The 20,512-nt window shown below is 74.1% G+C and carries 2 protein-coding genes; both read left to right on the forward strand.

Features of this window, described 5'->3' with window-relative positions; translation table 11 throughout:
- Nucleotides 1–12 precede the first annotated feature (12 nt).
- On the forward strand, nucleotides 13–15,195 hold the full coding sequence (locus ISP_RS03180; RefSeq protein WP_013222548.1) for a type I polyketide synthase: 15,183 nt from the start codon (nucleotides 13–15) through the stop codon (nucleotides 15,193–15,195).
- A 9-nt stretch (nucleotides 15,196–15,204) separates the two neighbouring features.
- Complete coding sequence (locus ISP_RS03185) at nucleotides 15,205–20,496, forward strand: type I polyketide synthase (protein WP_013222549.1); 5,292 nt, start codon at nucleotides 15,205–15,207, stop codon at nucleotides 20,494–20,496.
- Nucleotides 20,497–20,512 lie beyond the last annotated feature (16 nt).

A 20,512-nucleotide genomic window follows, 5' to 3' on the forward strand; every position in this document is an offset into this window, starting at 1 on the left:
TGGAGGAAGAACATGTCCGCGCCGAACGAGCAGATCGTTGACGCACTGCGCGCGTCGCTGAAGGAGAACGTCCGGCTTCAGCAGGAGAACAGCGCGCTCGCCGCGGCCGCCGCGGAGCCCGTCGCGATCGTCTCCATGGCCTGCCGCTACGCGGGCGGGATCCGCGGCCCGGAGGACTTCTGGCGGGTGGTGTCGGAAGGCGCCGACGTCTACACCGGCTTCCCCGAGGACCGCGGCTGGGACGTCGAAGGCCTCTACCACCCGGACCCCGACAACCCCGGCACGACGTACGTGCGGGAGGGCGCCTTCCTGCAGGACGCGGCCCAGTTCGACGCCGGGTTCTTCGGCATCTCGCCGCGCGAGGCGCTGGCCATGGACCCCCAGCAGCGGCAGCTCCTGGAGGTGTCCTGGGAGACCTTGGAACGGGCCGGCATCGACCCGCATTCGGTGCGGGGCAGCGACATCGGCGTCTACGCCGGGGTCGTGCACCAGGACTACGCCCCCGACCTCAGCGGGTTCGAAGGCTTCATGAGCCTGGAGCGCGCCCTGGGCACCGCGGGCGGTGTCGCCTCCGGCCGGGTCGCCTACACGCTCGGGCTCGAAGGCCCCGCCGTCACCGTCGACACGATGTGCTCGTCGTCGCTGGTGGCGATTCACCTTGCCGCGCAAGCTCTTCGCCGTGGTGAGTGCTCGATGGCCCTCGCGGGCGGCTCGACCGTGATGGCGACCCCGGGCGGGTTCGTCGGCTTCGCGCGTCAGCGGGCGTTGGCCTTCGACGGGCGCTGCAAGTCCTACGCCGCGGCCGCCGACGGTTCCGGCTGGGCCGAGGGCGTCGGCGTGCTGCTGCTGGAGCGGCTGTCGGTGGCGCGCGAGCGCGGGCACCAGGTGCTGGCCGTCATCCGCGGCAGCGCGGTCAACCAGGACGGCGCTTCCAACGGCCTGACCGCGCCCAACGGCCCGGCGCAGCAGCGGGTCATCCGCAAGGCACTGGCGAGCGCCGGGCTGACACCGTCCGATGTGGACACCGTGGAGGGCCACGGCACCGGCACCGTCCTCGGCGACCCGATCGAGGTCCAGGCGCTGCTGGCCACCTACGGCCAGGGCCGCGACCCGCAGCAACCGCTGTGGCTGGGCTCGGTCAAGTCCGTCGTCGGGCACACGCAGGCGGCATCCGGTGTGGCCGGCGTGATCAAGATGGTCCAGTCGCTGCGGCACGGGCAGCTCCCGGCGACCCAGCACGTCGACGCGCCCACGCCGCAAGTGGACTGGTCGGCCGGAGCGATCGAGCTGCTGGCCGAGGGCCGGGAGTGGCCGCGCAACGGCCACCCGCGCCGGGGCGGCATCTCGTCGTTCGGGGCCAGCGGCACGAACGCGCACATGATCCTCGAAGAAGCGCCCGAGGACGAGCCGGTGACCGAAGCGCCGGCGCCCACGGGTGTCGTACCGCTGGTGGTGTCGGCGGCGACCGCTGCTTCCCTGGCCGCCCAGGCCGGTCGGCTGGCGGAGGTCGGCGACGTCTCCCTGGCGGATGTCGCCGGGACGCTGGTGTCCGGCCGCGCGATGCTCAGCGAGCGCGCGGTCGTCGTGGCCGGCTCCCACGAAGAAGCCGTGACCGGGCTGCGGGCGCTGGCCCGCGGCGAGAGCGCGCCCGGCCTGCTTTCCGGCCGCGGCTCGGGGGTCCCGGGCAAGGTCGTCTGGGTGTTCCCCGGCCAGGGCACGCAGTGGGCCGGCATGGGCCGCGAGCTGCTGGACTCCTCGGAGGTGTTCGCCGCGCGGATCGCCGAGTGCGAGACCGCGCTCGGGCGGTGGGTCGACTGGTCGCTGACCGACGTGCTGCGCGGCGAGGCCGACCTGCTGGACCGGGTCGACGTGGTGCAACCGGCGAGCTTCGCCGTGATGGTCGGGCTTGCCGCCGTCTGGGCCTCCCTCGGCGTCGAGCCCGAGGCCGTGGTGGGCCACTCGCAGGGCGAGATCGCGGCCGCATGCGTGTCCGGGGCACTGTCCCTGGAGGACGCGGCGAAGGTGGTGGCGTTGCGCAGCCAGGCGATCGCCGCCTCGCTGGCCGGCCGGGGCGGCATGGCGTCGGTCGCGTTGAGCGAAGAAGACGCGACCGCGCGGCTCGAGCCGTGGGCGGGCCGCGTGGAGGTCGCCGCCGTCAACGGGCCGACGTCCGTGGTGATCGCCGGGGACGCCGAGGCGCTGGACGAAGCCCTCGACGCGCTCGACGACCAAGGCGTCCGGATCCGGCGGGTGGCGGTGGACTACGCCTCCCACACCCGGCACGTCGAAGCCGCGCGCGACGCACTGGCCGAGATGCTGGGCGGGATCCGCGCGCAGGCGCCGGAAGTGCCGTTCTACTCGACCGTGACCGGCGGCTGGGTCGAAGACGCCGGCGTGCTCGACGGCGGCTACTGGTACCGGAACCTCCGCCGTCAGGTGCGGTTCGGCCCGGCGGTGGCCGAGCTGATCGAGCAGGGCCACCGGGTGTTCGTCGAGGTCAGCGCGCATCCCGTGCTGGTTCAGCCGATCAACGAACTCGTCGACGACACCGAAGCCGTGGTCACCGGGACGCTGCGGCGCGAGGACGGCGGCCTCCGGCGCCTGCTGGCCTCGGCGGCCGAGCTCTTCGTCCGCGGCGTGACCGTGGACTGGTCCGGTGTGCTGCCACCGTCCCGCCGGGTCGAGCTGCCGACGTACGCCTTCGACCACCAGCACTACTGGCTGCAGATGGGCGGGTCGGCCACCGACGCCGTGTCGCTGGGCCTGGCCGGCGCCGACCACCCGCTGCTGGGCGCGGTCGTCCCGCTGCCGCAGTCCGACGGGCTCGTCTTCACCTCGCGGCTGTCGCTGAAGTCGCACCCGTGGCTGGCCGGGCACGCGATCGGCGGGGTCGTGCTCATTCCGGGCACGGTGTACGTCGACCTCGCGCTGCGCGCCGGCGACGAGCTCGGCTTCGGCGTCCTGGAAGAGCTCGTGATCGAGGCACCGCTGGTGCTGGGCGAGCGCGGCGGCGTTCGCGTGCAGGTCGCCGTGAGCGGGCCGAACGAGACCGGCTCGCGTGCGGTGGACGTCTTCTCCATGCGGGAAGACGGCGACGAATGGACCCGGCACGCGACCGGTCTCCTCGGGGCGTCGACGTCCCGGGAACCGAGCCGCTTCGACTTCGCCGCCTGGCCGCCGGCCGGGGCGGAGCCGATCGACGTCGAAAACTTCTACACCGACCTCACCGAGCGCGGGTACGCCTACAGCGGCGCCTTCCAGGGCATGCGGGCGGTCTGGCGGCGCGGTGACGAGGTCTTCGCCGAGGTCGCGCTGCCTGACGACCACCGCGAGGACGCCGGCAAGTTCGGCCTCCACCCCGCCCTCCTCGACGCCGCTCTGCACACGAACGCCTTCGCGAACCCGGACGACGACCGCAGTGTGCTGCCGTTCGCGTGGAACGGCCTGGTCCTGCACGCCGTGGGCGCGTCGGCGCTGCGGGTGCGGGTGGCGCCGGGCGGTCCGGACGCGCTGACGTTCCAGGCCGCCGACGAGACCGGTGGCCTGGTCGTCACCATGGATTCGCTGGTGTCCCGCGAGGTGTCGGCCGCGCAGCTGGAGACGGCGGCGGGCGAAGAGCGCGACTCGCTGTTCCAGGTGGACTGGATCGAGGTCCCCGCGACCGAGACCGCGGCCACCGAGCACGCCGAGGTGCTCGAAGCCTTCGGCGAGGCAGCGCCCCTCGAGCTGACCAGCCGGGTGCTGGAGGCCGTGCAGTCCTGGCTCGCCGACGCGGCCGACGAAGCACGGTTGGTCGTGGTGACCCGTGGCGCCGTGCGCGAGGTGACGGACCCGGCCGGTGCCGCCGTGTGGGGTTTGGTGCGAGCCGCCCAGGCGGAGAACCCGGGCCGGATCATCCTCGTCGACACCGACGGCGACGTCCCGCTGGGTGCGGTGCTGGCCAGTGGTGAGCCGCAGCTCGCCGTGCGCGGCAACGCTTTCTCCGTCCCGCGCCTCGCCCGGGCCACCGGCGAGGTGCCGGAGGCCCCCGCGGTGTTCAGTCCGGAAGGGACGGTCCTGCTCACCGGCGGCACCGGCTCGCTGGGCGGTCTGGTGGCCAAGCACCTGGTTGCCCGGCACGGCGTCCGGCGGCTGGTGCTCGCCAGCCGCCGAGGCGTGGCCGCGGAAGACCTCGTCACCGAGCTGACCGAGCAGGGCGCGACGGTGTCCGTGGTGGCTTGCGACGTCTCCGACCGCGACCAGGTGGCCGCGTTGCTGGCCGAACACCGCCCGACCGGCATCGTGCACCTGGCCGGCCTGCTGGACGACGGCGTCATCGGAGCCCTGAACCGGGAGCGGCTGGCCGGGGTGTTCGCGCCCAAGGTCGATGCCGTCCAGCACCTCGACGAACTGACCCGCGACCTCGGCCTCGACGCGTTCGTCGTGTTCTCGTCCGCAGCCGCGCTCATGGGCTCCGCCGGCCAGGGCAACTACGCGGCCGCCAACGCCTTCCTCGACGGCTTGATGGCCGGGCGCCGCGCGGCGGGCCTGCCAGGCGTGTCCCTGGCGTGGGGCCTGTGGGAGCAGGCGGACGGCCTGACCGCGAACCTCAGCGCCACCGACCAGGCCCGGATGAGCCGCGGCGGCGTGCTGCCGATGACACCGGCCGAGGCCCTGGACATCTTCGACATCGGCCTGGCCGCCGAGCAGGCCCTGCTGGTCCCGATCAAGCTCGACCTGCGGACGCTGCGCGGCCAGGCCACCGCCGGCGGCGAGGTGCCGCACCTGCTGCGCGGCCTGGTCCGCGCGAGCCGCCGCGTGACCCGCACGGCTGCCGCGAGTGGCGGCGGTGGCCTGGTCCACAAGCTCGCCGGGCGGCCAGCCGAAGAGCAGGAAGCCGTGCTGCTGGGCATCGTCCAGGCGGAGGCGGCCGCGGTGCTCGGCTTCAACGCCCCCGAGCTGGCCCAGGGCACCCGCGGGTTCAGCGACCTCGGCTTCGACTCGCTGACCGCGGTCGAGCTGCGGAACCGGCTGAGCGCGGCGACCGGCGTCAAATTGCCCGCCACGCTCGTCTTCGACTACCCGACGCCGGTCGCGCTCGCCCGCCACCTGCGCGAAGAGCTGGGCGAGACGGTGGCGGGTGCGCCGGCCACGCCGGTGACGACCGTCGCCGACGCGGGCGAGCCGATCGCCATCGTCGGCATGGCGTGCCGCCTGCCGGGCGGCGTGATGAGCCCCGACGACCTCTGGCGGATGGTCGCCGAGGGCCGCGATGGGATGTCGCCGTTCCCCGGAGACCGCGGCTGGGACCTGGACGGCCTGTTCGACTCGGACCCCGAGCGCCCGGGCACCGCCTACATCCGCCAAGGCGGCTTCCTGCACGAGGCCGCGCTGTTCGACCCGGGCTTCTTCGGGATCTCGCCGCGCGAAGCCCTGGCCATGGACCCGCAGCAGCGGCTGCTGCTCGAAGCCTCCTGGGAAGCCCTGGAGCGCGCGGGCATCGACCCGACCAAGGCCCGCGGTGACGCCGTCGGCGTCTTCTCCGGCGTCTCCATCCACGACTACCTCGAGTCCCTGAGCAACATGCCCGCCGAGCTCGAAGGCTTCGTCACCACGGCCACGGCGGGCAGCGTCGCCTCGGGCCGGGTGTCCTACACCTTCGGGTTCGAGGGCCCGGCGGTCACGGTGGACACGGCGTGCTCGTCGTCGCTGGTCGCGATCCACCTGGCCGCACAGGCACTGCGGCAGGGCGAGTGCACGATGGCCCTGGCCGGCGGTGTCGCCGTGATGGGCTCGCCGATCGGTGTCATCGGCATGTCGCGGCAGCGCGGCATGGCCGAGGACGGCCGGGTCAAGGCGTTCGCCGACGGCGCGGACGGCACCGTCCTGTCCGAAGGCGTCGGCATCGTCGTCCTCGAACGGCTTTCGGTGGCCCGCGAACGCGGGCACCGGGTGCTCGCCGTGCTCCGCGGCAGCGCGGTCAACCAGGACGGCGCTTCGAACGGCCTGACCGCGCCCAACGGGCCGTCGCAGCAGCGGGTGATCCGCAGCGCGCTGGCCGGGGCCGGACTGCAACCGTCCGAAGTGGACGTCGTCGAGGCGCACGGCACCGGGACCGCGCTGGGCGACCCGATCGAGGCCCAGGCCCTGCTGGCCACCTACGGCAAGAGCCGCGAGACGCCGTTGTGGCTCGGGTCGCTGAAGTCGAACATCGGCCACACCCAGGCGGCCGCGGGCGTGGCGGCCGTGATCAAGATGGTCCAGGCGCTGCGGCACGACACCCTGCCGCCGACCCTCCACGTGCAGGAACCCACCAAGCAGGTGGACTGGTCCGCGGGTGCGGTCGAGCTGCTGACCGAAGGCCGGGAGTGGGCCCGCAACGGCCACCCGCGCCGGGCCGGTGTCTCGTCGTTCGGCATCAGCGGCACCAACGCGCACCTCATCCTGGAAGAGGCGCCCGCCGACGACACCGCCGAGGCGGACGTGCCCGACGCCGTGGTGCCCGTGGTGATCTCCGCGCGCAGCACCGGATCCCTGGCGGGCCAGGCCGGACGCCTGGCGGCGTTCCTCGACGGAGACGTCCCGCTGACCCGCGTGGCGGGTGCCCTGCTGTCGACCCGGGCGACGCTGACCGACCGGGCCGTCGTCGTGGCGGGCTCGGCCGAGGAGGCCCGGGCGGGGCTGACCGCGCTGGCCCGCGGCGAGAGCGCGAGCGGGCTTGTGACCGGTACCGCAGGGATGCCGGGCAAGACGGTCTGGGTGTTCCCCGGCCAGGGGACGCAGTGGGCGGGCATGGGCCGGGAGCTCCTCGAAGCGTCCCCGGTGTTCGCCGAGCGCATTGAGGAATGCGCGGCCGCGCTGCAGCCGTGGATCGACTGGTCGCTGCTGGACGTCCTCCGTGGCGAAGGTGAGCTGGATCGGGTCGACGTGCTGCAGCCGGCGTGTTTCGCGGTGATGGTGGGGCTGGCCGCCGTCTGGGCCTCGGTCGGCGTCGTGCCGGACGCGGTCCTGGGCCACTCCCAGGGCGAGATTGCCGCCGCCTGCGTGTCGGGTGCACTGTCCCTCGAGGACGCAGCCAAGGTCGTCGCGCTGCGCAGCCAGGCGATCGCGGCGGAGCTGTCGGGCCGCGGGGGCATGGCGTCGATCCAGCTGAGCCACGACGAGGTGGCTGCCCGGCTCGCGCCGTGGGCGGGCCGCGTCGAGATCGCCGCCGTCAACGGTCCGGCCTCGGTCGTGATCGCCGGTGACGCCGAAGCGCTCACCGAGGCCGTCGAAGTCCTCGGCGGTCGGCGGGTGGCGGTGGACTACGCGTCCCACACGCGGCACGTCGAGGACATCCAGGACACCCTCGCCGAGACTCTGGCCGGGATCGACGCGCAGGCCCCCGTGGTGCCCTTCTACTCCACGGTCGCCGGCGAGTGGATCACCGATGCCGGGGTCGTCGACGGCGGGTACTGGTACCGGAACCTGCGCAACCAGGTCGGCTTCGGCCCGGCCGTGGCCGAGCTGATCGAGCAGGGGCACGGGGTGTTCGTCGAGGTCAGTGCGCATCCGGTGCTGGTGCAGCCGATCAGCGAGCTCACCGATGCGGTCGTCACCGGGACGTTGCGGCGCGACGACGGTGGGGTGCGGCGGCTGCTGACCTCGATGGCCGAACTGTTCGTCCGCGGTGTCCCGGTCGACTGGGCCACGATGGCGCCGCCCGCGCGCGTCGAGCTGCCGACCTACGCCTTCGACCACCAGCACTTCTGGCTCAGCCCGCCCGCCGTGGCGGACGCGCCCGCGCTCGGCCTGGCCGGCGCCGACCACCCGCTGCTGGGGGCGGTTCTCCCGCTGCCGCAGTCCGACGGCCTGGTGTTCACCTCGCGCCTGTCGGTGCGGACGCATCCGTGGCTGGCCGACGGCGTCCCCGCCGCCGCCTTGGTGGAGCTGGCCGTGCGGGCCGGTGACGAAGCCGGTTGCCCGGTCCTCGCCGACCTGACCGTCGAAAAGCTGCTGGTGCTGCCGGAGAGCGGTGGCCTGCGCGTCCAGGTGATCGTGAGCGGCGAGCGCACGGTCGAGGTGTATTCGCAGCTCGAAGGCGCCGAAGACTGGATCCGGAACGCCACCGGGCACCTGTCCGCCACGGCTCCGGCGCACGAGGCCTTCGACTTCACCGCCTGGCCGCCCGCCGGAGCCCAGCAGGTCGACGGCCTCTGGCGGCGCGGCGACGAGATCTTCGCCGAGGTCGCCCTGCCGGAGGAGCTGGACGCCGGCGCGTTCGGCATCCACCCCTTCCTGCTGGACGCGGCCGTGCAGCCGGTCCTCGCGGACGACGAGCAGCCGGCGGAGTGGCGCAGCCTGGTCCTGCACGCCGCGGGTGCCTCGGCGCTGCGCGTGCGGCTGGTGCCCGGCGGTGCCCTCCAAGCGGCGGACGAAACCGGCGGGCTGGTCCTCACGGCGGATTCGGTGGCAGGCCGGGAACTCTCGGCCGGGAAGACCCGCGCCGGATCGCTGTACCGGGTCGACTGGACCGAAGTGTCCATTGCAGACAGTGCGGTGCCGGCCAACATCGAGGTCGTCGAAGCCTTCGGTGAAGAGCCCCTGGAACTGACCGGCCGGGTCCTGGAGGCTGTGCAGACCTGGCTCGTCACCGCGGCCGACGATGCGCGGCTGGTCGTGGTGACCCGCGGCGCCGTGCGCGAGGTGACCGACCCCGCCGGTGCGGCCGTGTGGGGCCTGGTCCGAGCCGCGCAGGCGGAGAACCCCGGTCGCATCTTCCTGATCGACACCGACGGCGAGATCCCGGCCCTGACCGGTGACGAGCCCGAGATCGCGGTGCGCGGCGGGAAGTTCTTCGTGCCCCGCATCACTCGCGCGGAGCCGAGCGGGGCCGCCGTGTTCCGCCCGGACGGGACAGTGCTGATCTCGGGCGCGGGTGCGCTCGGTGGCCTGGTGGCCCGGCGTCTCGTCGAACGCCACGGCGTGCGGAAGCTCGTGCTGGCGTCCCGGCGCGGCCGAGACGCCGACGGCGTGGCGGACCTGGTCGCCGACCTGGCCGCGGACGTGTCCGTGGTGGCTTGCGACGTCTCCGATCGCGCCCAGGTGGCGGCCCTGCTCGACGAGCACCGGCCGACCGCCGTCGTGCACACCGCCGGCGTCATCGACGCGGGCGTGATCGAGACGCTGGACCGGGACCGGCTGGCCACGGTGTTCGCGCCGAAGGTCGACGCCGTGCGGCACCTCGACGAGCTGACCCGCGACCGCGACCTCGACGCCTTCGTCGTCTACTCCTCGGTCTCGGCCGTGTTCATGGGCGCGGGCAGCGGCAGTTACGCCGCGGCGAACGCCTTCCTGGACGGCCTGATGGCGAACCGCCGGGCGGCGGGCCTGCCGGGCCTGTCGCTGGCGTGGGGCCTGTGGGACCAGAGCACCGGTATGGCCGCCGGCACCGACGAGGCCACCCGGGCGCGGATGAGCCGCCGCGGTGGCCTGCAGATCATGACGCAGGCCGAGGGCATGGACCTGTTCGACGCCGCGCTGTCGTCGGCCGAGTCGCTGCTGGTGCCCGCCAAGCTCGACCTGCGTGGGGTGCGCGCCGACGCCGCCGCGGGCGGGGTCGTGCCGCACATGCTGCGTGGCCTGGTCCGCGCGGGCCGGGCGCAGGCCCGCGCGGCGTCCACTGTGGACAACGGGCTGGCCGGACGGCTGGCCGGGCTCGCCCCGGCGGACCAGCTCACGCTGCTCCTGGACCTGGTCCGGGCGCAGGTCGCGGCCGTGCTCGGGCACGCCGACGCGAGCGCCGTCCGCGTCGACACGGCCTTCAAGGACGCCGGCTTCGACTCGCTGACCGCGGTCGAGCTGCGCAACCGCATGCGGACCGCCACCGGCCTGAAGCTGCCCGCGACGCTCGTCTTCGACTACCCGAACCCCCAGGCGCTCGCCCGGCACCTGCGCGACGAACTCGGTGGTGCGGCCCAGACGCCGGTGACCACAGCGGCCGCGAAGGCCGACCTCGACGAGCCGATCGCCATCGTCGGGATGGCGTGCCGCTTGCCGGGCGGGGTCGCCGGGCCCGAGGACCTCTGGCGGCTGGTCGCCGAGGGCCGGGACGCGGTGTCGAGCTTCCCGACCGACCGCGGCTGGGACACCGACAGCCTGTACGACCCCGATCCGGCCCGCCCGGGCAAGACCTACACCCGGCACGGCGGCTTCCTGCACGAAGCCGGGCTCTTCGACGCGGGCTTCTTCGGGATCTCGCCACGCGAGGCCGTCGCCATGGACCCGCAGCAGCGGCTGCTGCTGGAGGCCTCCTGGGAGGCCATGGAAGACGCCGGGGTCGACCCACTTTCGCTGAAGGGCAACGACGTCGGCGTGTTCACCGGCATGTTCGGCCAGGGTTACGTCGCTCCCGGGGACAGCGTCGTCACGCCGGAGCTGGAGGGTTTCGCGGGCACGGGCGGGTCGTCGAGTGTCGCGTCCGGCCGCGTGTCGTACGTGTTCGGGTTCGAAGGCCCGGCCGTGACGATCGACTCGGCGTGCTCGTCCTCGCTGGTCGCGATGCACCTCGCCGCGCAGTCGCTGCGGCAGGGCGAGTGCTCGATGGCCTTGGCCGGCGGCGCGACGGTGATGGCGAACCCCGGCGCATTCGTGGAGTTCTCGCGGCAGCGGGGCCTCGCCGTCGACGGTCGCTGCAAGGCGTTCGCCGCCGCGGCCGACGGCACCGGCTGGGCCGAGGGCGTCGGTGTGGTCATCCTCGAGCGGCTGTCGGTGGCGCGGGAACGCGGCCACCGGATCCTGGCCGTGCTGCGCGGCAGCGCGGTCAACCAGGACGGCGCCTCGAACGGCCTGACCGCGCCGAACGGGCCGTCGCAGCAGCGGGTGATCCGCCGGGCGCTGGTGAGCGCCGGGCTGGCACCGTCCGATGTGGACGTCGTCGAGGCGCACGGCACCGGGACCACGCTGGGTGACCCGATCGAGGCGCAAGCTCTGCTGGCTACCTACGGCAAGGACCGCGAGTCGCCGCTGTGGCTCGGCTCGCTGAAGTCGAACATCGGCCACGCGCAGGCCGCCGCGGGGGTCGCCGGCGTCATCAAGATGGTCCAGGCGCTCCGGCACGAAGTCCTGCCGCCGACGCTGCACGTCGACCGGCCTACCCCCGAGGTCGACTGGTCGGCCGGTGCCGTCGAACTGCTGACGGAAGCCCGCGAGTGGCCGCGCAACGGGCGCCCGCGCCGGGCCGGGGTCTCCGCGTTCGGCGTCAGCGGCACGAACGCGCACCTGATCCTGGAGGAGGCGCCCGCCGAAGAGCCGGTGCCCACACCCGAGGTTCCCCTGGTGCCGGTCGTGGTCTCCGCGCGGAGCAGGGCGTCCCTGGCCGGTCAGGCCGGTCGCCTCGCCGGATTCGTGGCGGGTGACGCGTCCTTGGCCGGTGTGGCCCGGGCGCTGGTGACGAACCGGGCCGCGCTGACCGAGCGCGCGGTCATGGTCGTGGGCTCTCGCGAAGAAGCCGTGACGAACCTGGAAGCGCTGGCCCGCGGCGAAGACCCGGCCGCGGTGGTCACCGGCCGGGCGGGTTCGCCGGGCAAGCTCGTCTGGGTCTTCCCCGGCCAGGGCTCGCAGTGGATCGGGATGGGCCGGGAACTCCTGGACTCTTCGCCGGTCTTCGCCGAGCGGGTCGCCGAATGCGCGGCCGCCCTGGAACCGTGGATCGATTGGTCACTGCTCGACGTGCTGCGCGGGGAGTCCGACCTGCTGGACCGGGTCGACGTCGTGCAGCCCGCCAGCTTCGCGATGATGGTCGGCCTGGCCGCGGTGTGGCAGTCGGTGGGTGTCCGCCCGGATGCCGTCGTCGGCCACTCGCAGGGCGAGATCGCCGCCGCCTGCGTCTCGGGCGCGCTGTCGCTGCAGGACGCCGCGAAGGTGGTTGCCTTGCGCAGCCAGGCGATCGCCACCCGGCTGGCCGGGCGCGGCGGCATGGCTTCCGTGGCGTTGAGCGAAGAAGACGCGACCGCGTGGCTGGCGCCGTGGGCCGACCGGGTCCAGGTGGCCGCGGTCAACAGCCCTGCCTCCGTGGTGATCGCCGGGGAAGCCCAGGCCCTCGACGAGGTCGTCGACGCGTTGTCCGGTCAGGAAGTCCGCGTCCGGCGGGTGGCCGTGGACTACGGGTCCCACACCAACCAGGTCGAAGCCATCGAGGATCTGCTGGCCGAGACCTTGGCCGGCATCGAGGCGCAGGCCCCGAAGGTGCCCTTCTACTCGACCCTGATCGGTGACTGGATCCGTGACGCCGGGATCGTCGACGGCGGCTACTGGTACCGGAACCTGCGCAACCAGGTCGGGTTCGGTCCGGCCGTCGCGGAGCTCGTTCGCCAGGGCCACGGGGTGTTCGTCGAGGTCAGCGCGCACCCGGTGCTGGTCCAGCCGCTCAGTGAACTCAGCGACGACGCGGTGGTGACCGGGTCGCTGCGGCGCGAAGACGGTGGCCTGCGCCGCCTGCTGACGTCGATGGCCGAGCTGTACGTGCAGGGTGTCCCGCTCGACTGGACCGCGGTCCTGCCGCGGACCGGCCGGGTCGACCTGCCGAAGTACGCCTTCGACCACCGGCACTACTGGCTGCGGCCCGCCGAGTCCGCGACCGACGCGGCTTCGCTGGGCCAGGCGGCGGCCGACCACCCGCTGCTGGGCGCGGTCGTCGAGCTGCCGCAGTCCGACGGCCTGGTGTTCACCTCGCGGCTGTCCGTGCGGACGCACCCGTGGCTGGCCGACCACGCGGTCGGTGGCGTGGTCATCCTCCCCGGCTCCGGGCTGGCCGAACTGGCCGTCCGGGCCGGCGACGAAGCCGGGTGCACCGCCCTCGACGAGCTGATCATCGAAGCTCCGCTGGTCGTGCCCGCCCAAGGCGCGGTCCGCGTCCAGGTCGCGTTGAGCGGCCCGGACGAGACCGGCTCGCGCACGGTGGACCTCTACTCCCAGCGCGACGGCGGCGCGGGGACGTGGACGCGGCACGCCACCGGCGTGCTGTCGACGGCCCCCGCTCAGGAACCCGAGTTCGACTTCCACGCCTGGCCGCCCGCGGATGCCGAGCGGATCGACGTCGAGACCTTCTACACCGACCTGGCCGAGCGTGGTTACGGCTACGGGCCGGCGTTCCAGGGGCTGCAAGCGGTGTGGCGGCGTGACGGCGACGTCTTCGCCGAGGTCGCCCTGCCCGAGGACCTGCGCAAGGACGCGGGCCGGTTCGGCGTCCACCCGGCGCTGCTCGACGCGGCGCTGCAGGCCGCCACGGCCGTGGGCGGCGACGAGCCCGGTCAGCCGGTGCTGGCGTTCGCGTGGAACGGCCTGGTCCTGCACGCCGCGGGCGCGTCGGCCCTGCGGGTCCGGCTCGCGCCGAGCGGCCCGGACACGCTGTCCGTGGCAGCCGCCGACGAAACCGGCGGCTTGGTCCTGACCATGGAATCGCTGGTCTCCCGGCCGGTTTCGGCCGAGCAGCTCGGCGCCGCGGCCGACGCGGGCCACGACGCGATGTTCCGCGTCGACTGGACCGAGCTGCCTGCCGTGCCCCGCGCGGAACTGCCGCCGTGGGTGCGGATCGACACCGCCGACGACGTCGCGGCCTTGGCGGAGAAGGCGGACGCACCACCGGTGGTGGTCTGGGAAGCCGCCGGGGGAGACCCGGCCCTGGCCGTGAGTTCCCGGGTGCTCGAGATCATGCAGGCCTGGCTGGCCGCGCCCGCGTTCGAGGAGGCCCGGCTGGTCGTGACGACCCGCGGCGCGGTACCCGCCGGCGGTGACCACACACTGACCGACCCGGCCGCGGCCGCGGTGTGGGGCCTGGTCCGGTCCGCGCAGGCGGAACACCCGGACCGGGTCGTCCTGCTGGACACCGACGGCGAAGTTCCGCTGGGCGCGGTGCTGGCCTCCGGTGAGCCGCAGCTCGCGGTGCGCGGAACGACGTTCTTCGTGCCCCGGCTGGCCCGCGCCACCCGGCTCTCGGACGCGCCTCCTGCGTTCGACCCGGACGGGACCGTGCTGGTCTCGGGCGCCGGATCGCTGGGCACCTTGGTGGCCCGGCACCTGGTCACCCGGCACGGCGTGCGCCGGGTGGTGCTGGCCAGCCGGCAGGGCCGGGACGCCGAGGGCGCCCAGGACCTGATCACCGAGCTCACCGGCGAAGGCGCGGACGTGTCCTTCGTGGCCTGTGACGTCTCCGATCGCGACCAGGTGGCCGCGCTGCTCGCGGGCCTCCCGGACCTGACCGGGGTGGTGCACACCGCCGGCGTCTTCGAGGACGGCGTGATCGAGGCGCTGACGCCCGACCAGCTCGCGAACGTGTACGCGGCCAAGGTCACGGCCGCGATGCACCTCGACGAGCTCACCCGCGACCGGGATCTCGGCGCGTTCGTCGTGTTCTCCTCCGTCGCGGGGGTGATGGGTGGTGGCGGTCAAGGCCCGTACGCGGCGGCGAACGCCTTCCTGGACGCGGCGATGGCGAGTCGTCAGGCCGCGGGCCTGCCGGGCCTGTCCCTGGCGTGGGGCCTCTGGGAACGCAGCAGCGGCATGGCCGCCCACCTCAGCGAGGTCGACCACGCGCGGGCGAGCCGCAACGGTGTCCTGGAACTGACCCGGGCCGAGGGCCTGGCGCTGTTCGACCTCGGGCTGCGGATGGCCGAGTCGCTGCTCGTGCCGATCAAGCTCGACCTCGCCGCGATGCGGGCGAGCACGGTCCCGGTCCTGTTCCGCGGCCTGGTCCGGCCGAGCCGGACCCAGGCGCGCACGGCGTCCACTGTGGACCGGGGGCTGGCCGGGCGGCTCGCCGGGCTGCCGGTGGCCGAGCGGGCGGCGGTGCTGGTCGACCTGGTGCGCGGGCAGGTCGCGGTCGTGCTCGGCTACGACGGGCCGGAGGCCGTCCGCCCGGACACGGCGTTCAAGGACACCGGGTTCGACTCGCTGACGTCGGTGGAACTGCGCAACCGGCTGCGCGAGGCGACCGGGCTCAAGCTCCCCGCCACGCTCGTCTTCGACTACCCGAACCCCTTGGCGGTGGCGCGCTACCTGGGCGCGCGGCTGGTCCCGGACGGGACCGCGAACGGCAACGGGAACGGGAATGGGCACAGCGAAGACGACCGGCTGCGGCACGCGCTGGCGGCCATCGCGGCCGAGGACGCGGGCGAGGAGCGGTCGATCGCCGACCTGGGCGTCGACGACCTCGTGCAACTGGCTTTCGGCGACGAGTGATTGGGGCAAGTGGTGAGTGCGTCGTATGAAAAGGTCGTCGAGGCGCTGCGGAAGTCGCTCGAAGAGGTCGGCACGCTGAAGAAGCGGAACCGGCAGCTCGCCGACGCGGCCGGCGAGCCGATCGCCATCGTCGGCATGGCCTGCCGGCTGCCCGGTGGCGTCACCGGGCCCGGTGACCTCTGGCGGCTGGTGGCCGAGGGCGGCGACGCCGTCTCGGGGTTCCCCACCGACCGCTGCTGGGACCTGGACACCCTGTTCGACCCGGATCCCGACCACGCGGGGACGTCGTACACCGACCAGGGCGGCTTCCTCCACGACGCGGCCCTGTTCGACCCGGGCTTCTTCGGGATTTCGCCGCGCGAGGCGCTGGCCATGGACCCGCAGCAGCGGTTGCTGCTGGAGGCGTCCTGGGAGGCGCTGGAAGGTGTCGGCCTCGACCCGGCTTCGTTGCAGGGCACCGACGTCGGCGTGTTCACCGGCGCGGGCGGGTCGGGCTACGGCGGCGGCCTCACCGGGCCGGAGATGCAGAGTTTCGCGGGCACCGGGCTGGCCTCGAGCGTGGCTTCGGGCCGGGTGTCCTACGTCTTCGGGTTCGAGGGACCGGCGGTCACGATCGACACGGCGTGCTCGTCGTCGCTGGTGGCGATGCACCTCGCCGCGCAGGCCCTGCGCCAAGGCGACTGCTCGATGGCACTGGCCGGCGGCGCGATGGTGATGTCGGGCCCCGACTCCTTCGTCGTCTTCTCCCGGCAGCGGGGGCTGGCCACCGACGGGCGGTGCAAGGCGTTCGCGTCGGGCGCCGACGGCATGGTGCTCGCCGAGGGCATCAGCGTGGTCGTGCTGGAGCGGCTTTCGGTCGCGCGGGAACGCGGGCACCGGGTGCTGGCCGTGCTGCGCGGCAGCGCGGTGAACCAGGATGGCGCGTCGAACGGCCTGACCGCCCCGAACGGCCCTTCCCAGCAGCGCGTGATCCGCGCCGCGCTGGCCAACGCCGGAATCGGACCGTCCGATGTGGACCTCGTCGAGGCGCACGGGACCGGGACGAGCCTGGGTGATCCCATCGAGGCGCAGGCCTTGCTGGCGACCTACGGCCAGGACCGGGAGACGCCGTTGTGGCTCGGCTCGCTGAAGTCGAACATCGGGCACACGCAGGCGGCCGCGGGCGTGGCGAGCGTGATCAAGGTCGTGCAGGCGCTGCGGCACGGCGTCATGCCGCCGACCCTGCACGTCGACGAGCCCAGCTCGCAGGTCGACTGGTCCGAAGGCGCGGTGGAACTGCTGACCGGGAGCCGGGACTGGCCGCGCGGGGACCGGCCGCGCCGGGCCGGGGTGTCGTCGTTCGGCGTCAGCGGGACGAACGTGCACCTGATCATCGAGGAAGCCCCCGAGGAGCCCGCTGCGGCCGTGCCGACGTCCGCGGACGTCGTGCCGCTGGTGGTTTCCGCACGCAGCACGGGTTCCCTGGCCGGTCAGGCCGACCGGCTGACCGAGGTGGACGTCCCCCTCGGACACCTCGCCGGGGCGCTGGTGGCCGGGCGCGCGGTGCTCGAGGAACGCGCGGTCGTGGTCGCCGGTTCGGCCGAAGAAGCCCGCGCGGGGCTGGGTGCGCTGGCTCGCGGTGAAGCCGCGCCCGGCGTCGTGACCGGGACCGCGGGCAAGCCGGGCAAGGTCGTCTGGGTGTTCCCGGGACAGGGGACGCAGTGGGTGGGCATGGGCCGGGAGCTCCTCGACGCGTCCCCGGTGTTCGCCGAGCGGATCAAGGAGTGCGCGGCGGCACTGGACCAGTGGACCGACTGGTCGCTGCTGGACGTCCTGCGTGGTGACGGTGACCTGGATTCTGTCGAGGTGCTGCAGCCCGCGTGCTTCGCGGTGATGGTGGGGCTGGCCGCGGTCTGGGAGTCGGCGGGGGTCCGGCCGGACGCCGTCGTCGGCCACTCGCAGGGCGAGATCGCCGCGGCCTGCGTGTCCGGCGCGCTCACCCTCGACGACGCCGCGAAGGTGGTGGCCCTGCGCAGCCAGGCGATCGCGGCGCGGCTGTCCGGCCGCGGCGGGATGGCGTCGGTCGCGTTGAGCGAGGACGAGGCGAACGCACGGCTGGGTTTGTGGGACGGCCGGATCGAGGTGGCCGCGGTCAACGGCCCCGCCTCCGTGGTGATCGCGGGGGACGCCCAAGCCCTCGACGAGGCTTTGGAGGTGCTGGCCGGGGACGGCGTCCGCGTCCGGCAGGTCGCGGTCGACTACGCCTCCCACACCCGGCACGTCGAGGACATCCGCGACACCCTCGCCGAGACGCTGGCCGGGATCACCGCGCAGGCCCCGGACGTGCCGTTCCGCTCCACCGTCACCGGCGGCTGGGTGCGGGACGCCGACGTCCTGGACGGCGGGTACTGGTACCGCAACCTGCGCAACCAGGTCCGGTTCGGCCCGGCCGTGGCCGAGCTGCTCGAGCAGGGCCACGGGGTGTTCGTCGAGGTCAGCGCCCACCCCGTGCTGGTGCAGCCGATCAGCGAGCTCACCGACGCGGTCGTCACCGGGACGCTGCGGCGCGACGACGGCGGCCTGCGCCGCCTGCTGACGTCGATGGCCGAGCTGTTCGTCCGCGGTGTTCGCGTCGACTGGGCCACGCTGGTGCCGCCCGCGCGCGTGGACCTCCCGACGTACGCCTTCGACCACCAGCACTTCTGGCTCCGGCCGGCCGCGCAGGCGGACGCCGTCTCGCTCGGCCAGGCCGCGGCGGAGCACCCGCTGCTCGGCGCGGTCGTCCGGCTGCCGCAGTCGGACGGCCTGGTCTTCACCTCGCGGCTGTCGCTGCGGACGCACCCGTGGCTGGCCGACCACACCATCGGCGGCGTGGTGCTGTTCCCCGGCACCGGGCTGGTCGAACTGGCCGTGCGGGCCGGCGACGAGGCCGGGTGCCCGGTCCTGGACGAACTCGTGACCGAGGCGCCGCTGGTCGTGCCCGGGCAGGGCGGAGTGAACGTCCAGGTCACGGTGAGCGGCCCGGACCAGAACGGCTTGCGCACGGTGGACATCCACTCCCAGCGCGACGACGTGTGGACCCGGCACGCGACCGGAACGGTCTCGGCGACCCCGGCGAGCAGCCCCGGCTTCGACTTCACCGCGTGGCCGCCGCCGGACGGGCAGCGCGTCGAGATCGGCGACTTCTACGCCGACCTCGCCGAGCGCGGGTACGCGTACGGGCCCTTGTTCCAGGGCGTGCGGGCGGTGTGGCAGCGCGGCGAAGACGTGTTCGCCGAGGTCGCGCTGCCCGAAGACCGGCGGGAGGACGCCGCCCGGTTCGGCCTGCACCCGGCGTTGCTGGACGCGGCCCTGCAGACCGGGACGATCGCCGCGGCCGCGTCCGGTCAGCCGGGCAAGTCCGTGATGCCGTTCTCGTGGAACCGGCTGGCGCTGCACGCCGTCGGGGCCGCGGGCCTCCGGGTCCGCGTGGCCCCCGGCGGACCGGACGCGCTGACCGTCGAGGCCGCCGACGAGACCGGCGCCCCGGTCCTCACCATGGACTCGCTGATCCTGCGTGAAGTCGCCCTCGACCAGCTGGACACTGCGCGCGCCGGCTCGCTCTACCGGGTGGACTGGACGCCACTGCCCACTGTGGACAGTGCGGTGCCCGCTGGTCGGGCCGAGGTGCTGGAAGCTTTCGGCGAGGAGCCCCTGGACCTGACCGGCCGGGTGCTGGCCGCCCTGCAGGCGTGGCTTTCCGACGCGGCGGAGGAAGCCCGCCTGGTCGTGGTGACCCGGGGTGCGGTGCCCGCCGGAGACGGTGTGGTGAGCGATCCGGCGGGTGCCGCGGTGTGGGGCCTGGTCCGGGCCGCGCAGGCGGAGAACCCGGACCGGTTCGTCCTGCTCGACACCGACGGCGAGGTGCCGCTGGAAGCGGTGCTGGCGACCGGTGAGCCGCAGCTCGCGCTGCGCGGCACGACGTTCTCGGTGCCCCGGCTCGCCCGCGTCACCGAACCGGCGGAAGCCCCGCTGACGTTCCGTCCGGACGGGACGGTCCTGGTCTCCGGCGCCGGGACGCTGGGTGCGCTCGCCGCCCGCGACCTCGTCACCCGGCACGGCGTCCGGCGGCTCGTGCTGGCCAGCCGGCGCGGCCGGGCCGCCGAGGGCATCGACGACCTCGTCGCCGAGCTGACCGGGCACGGCGCCGAAGTGACGGTCGCCGCCTGCGACGTCTCCGACCGCGACCAGGTGGCGGCGCTGCTCAAGGAACACGCGCTGACCGCGGTGGTGCACACGGCGGGCGTGTTCGACGCCGGTGTCACCGGCGCGCTGACCCGGGAGCGGCTGGCCAAGGTGTTCGCGCCCAAGGTCGACGCGGCCAACCACCTCGACGAGCTGACCCGCGACCTGGACCTCGACGCGTTCATCGTCTACTCGTCCGCCTCCTCGATCTTCATGGGCGCGGGCAGCGGCGGGTACGCGGCGGCGAACGCCTACCTCGACGGCCTGATGGCCGCCCGGCGCGCGGCGGGCCTGCCGGGGCTGTCGCTGGCCTGGGGCCCGTGGGAGCAGCTCACCGGCATGGCCGACACCATCGACGACCTCACCCTGGCCCGGATGAGCCGGCGCGAAGGCCGCGGCGGCGTCCGCGCGCTCGGCTCCGCCGACGGCATGGAGCTGTTCGACGCCGCGCTCGCGGCCGGGCAGGCGCTGCTGGTGCCGATCGAGCTCGACCTGCGCGAGGTGCGGGCCGACGCGGCCGGCGGCGGCACGGTGCCGCACCTGCTGCGCGGGCTGGTCCGCGCGGGCCGGCAGGCGGCGCGGACGGCGGCCACCGAGGACGGCGGCCTGGAACGCCGGCTGGCCGGGCTCACCGTGGCCGAACAGGAAGCGCTGCTGCTCGACCTCGTCCGCGGTCAGGTCGCCGTCGTGCTCGGGCACGCCGACAGCTCCGGCGTCCGCGCCGACGCGGCGTTCAAGGACGCCGGGTTCGACTCGCTGACGTCGGTGGAGCTGCGCAACCGGCTGCGCGAGACGACCGGCCTGAAACTGCCCGCGACGCTGGTCTTCGACCATCCGAACCCGCTGGCACTGGCCCGGCACCTGCGGGCGGAACTCGCCGTCGACGAGGCATCCCCGGCCGATGCGGTGCTGGCCGGGCTCGCCGGGCTGGAGGCGGCCATCGCGGCCGCCGGCGCCCCGGACGGCGACCGGATCACCGCGCGGCTGCGGGAACTGCTCAAGGCCGCCGAGGCGGCCGAGGCCCGGCCGGGCACCTCCGGCGATCTCGACACGGCCAGCGACGAGGAACTGTTCGCCCTCGTCGACGGGCTCGACTGAAACCGCTGTGACATCC

Source organism: Amycolatopsis mediterranei (genome assembly GCF_026017845.1).
Classification (GTDB): domain Bacteria; phylum Actinomycetota; class Actinomycetes; order Mycobacteriales; family Pseudonocardiaceae; genus Amycolatopsis; species Amycolatopsis mediterranei.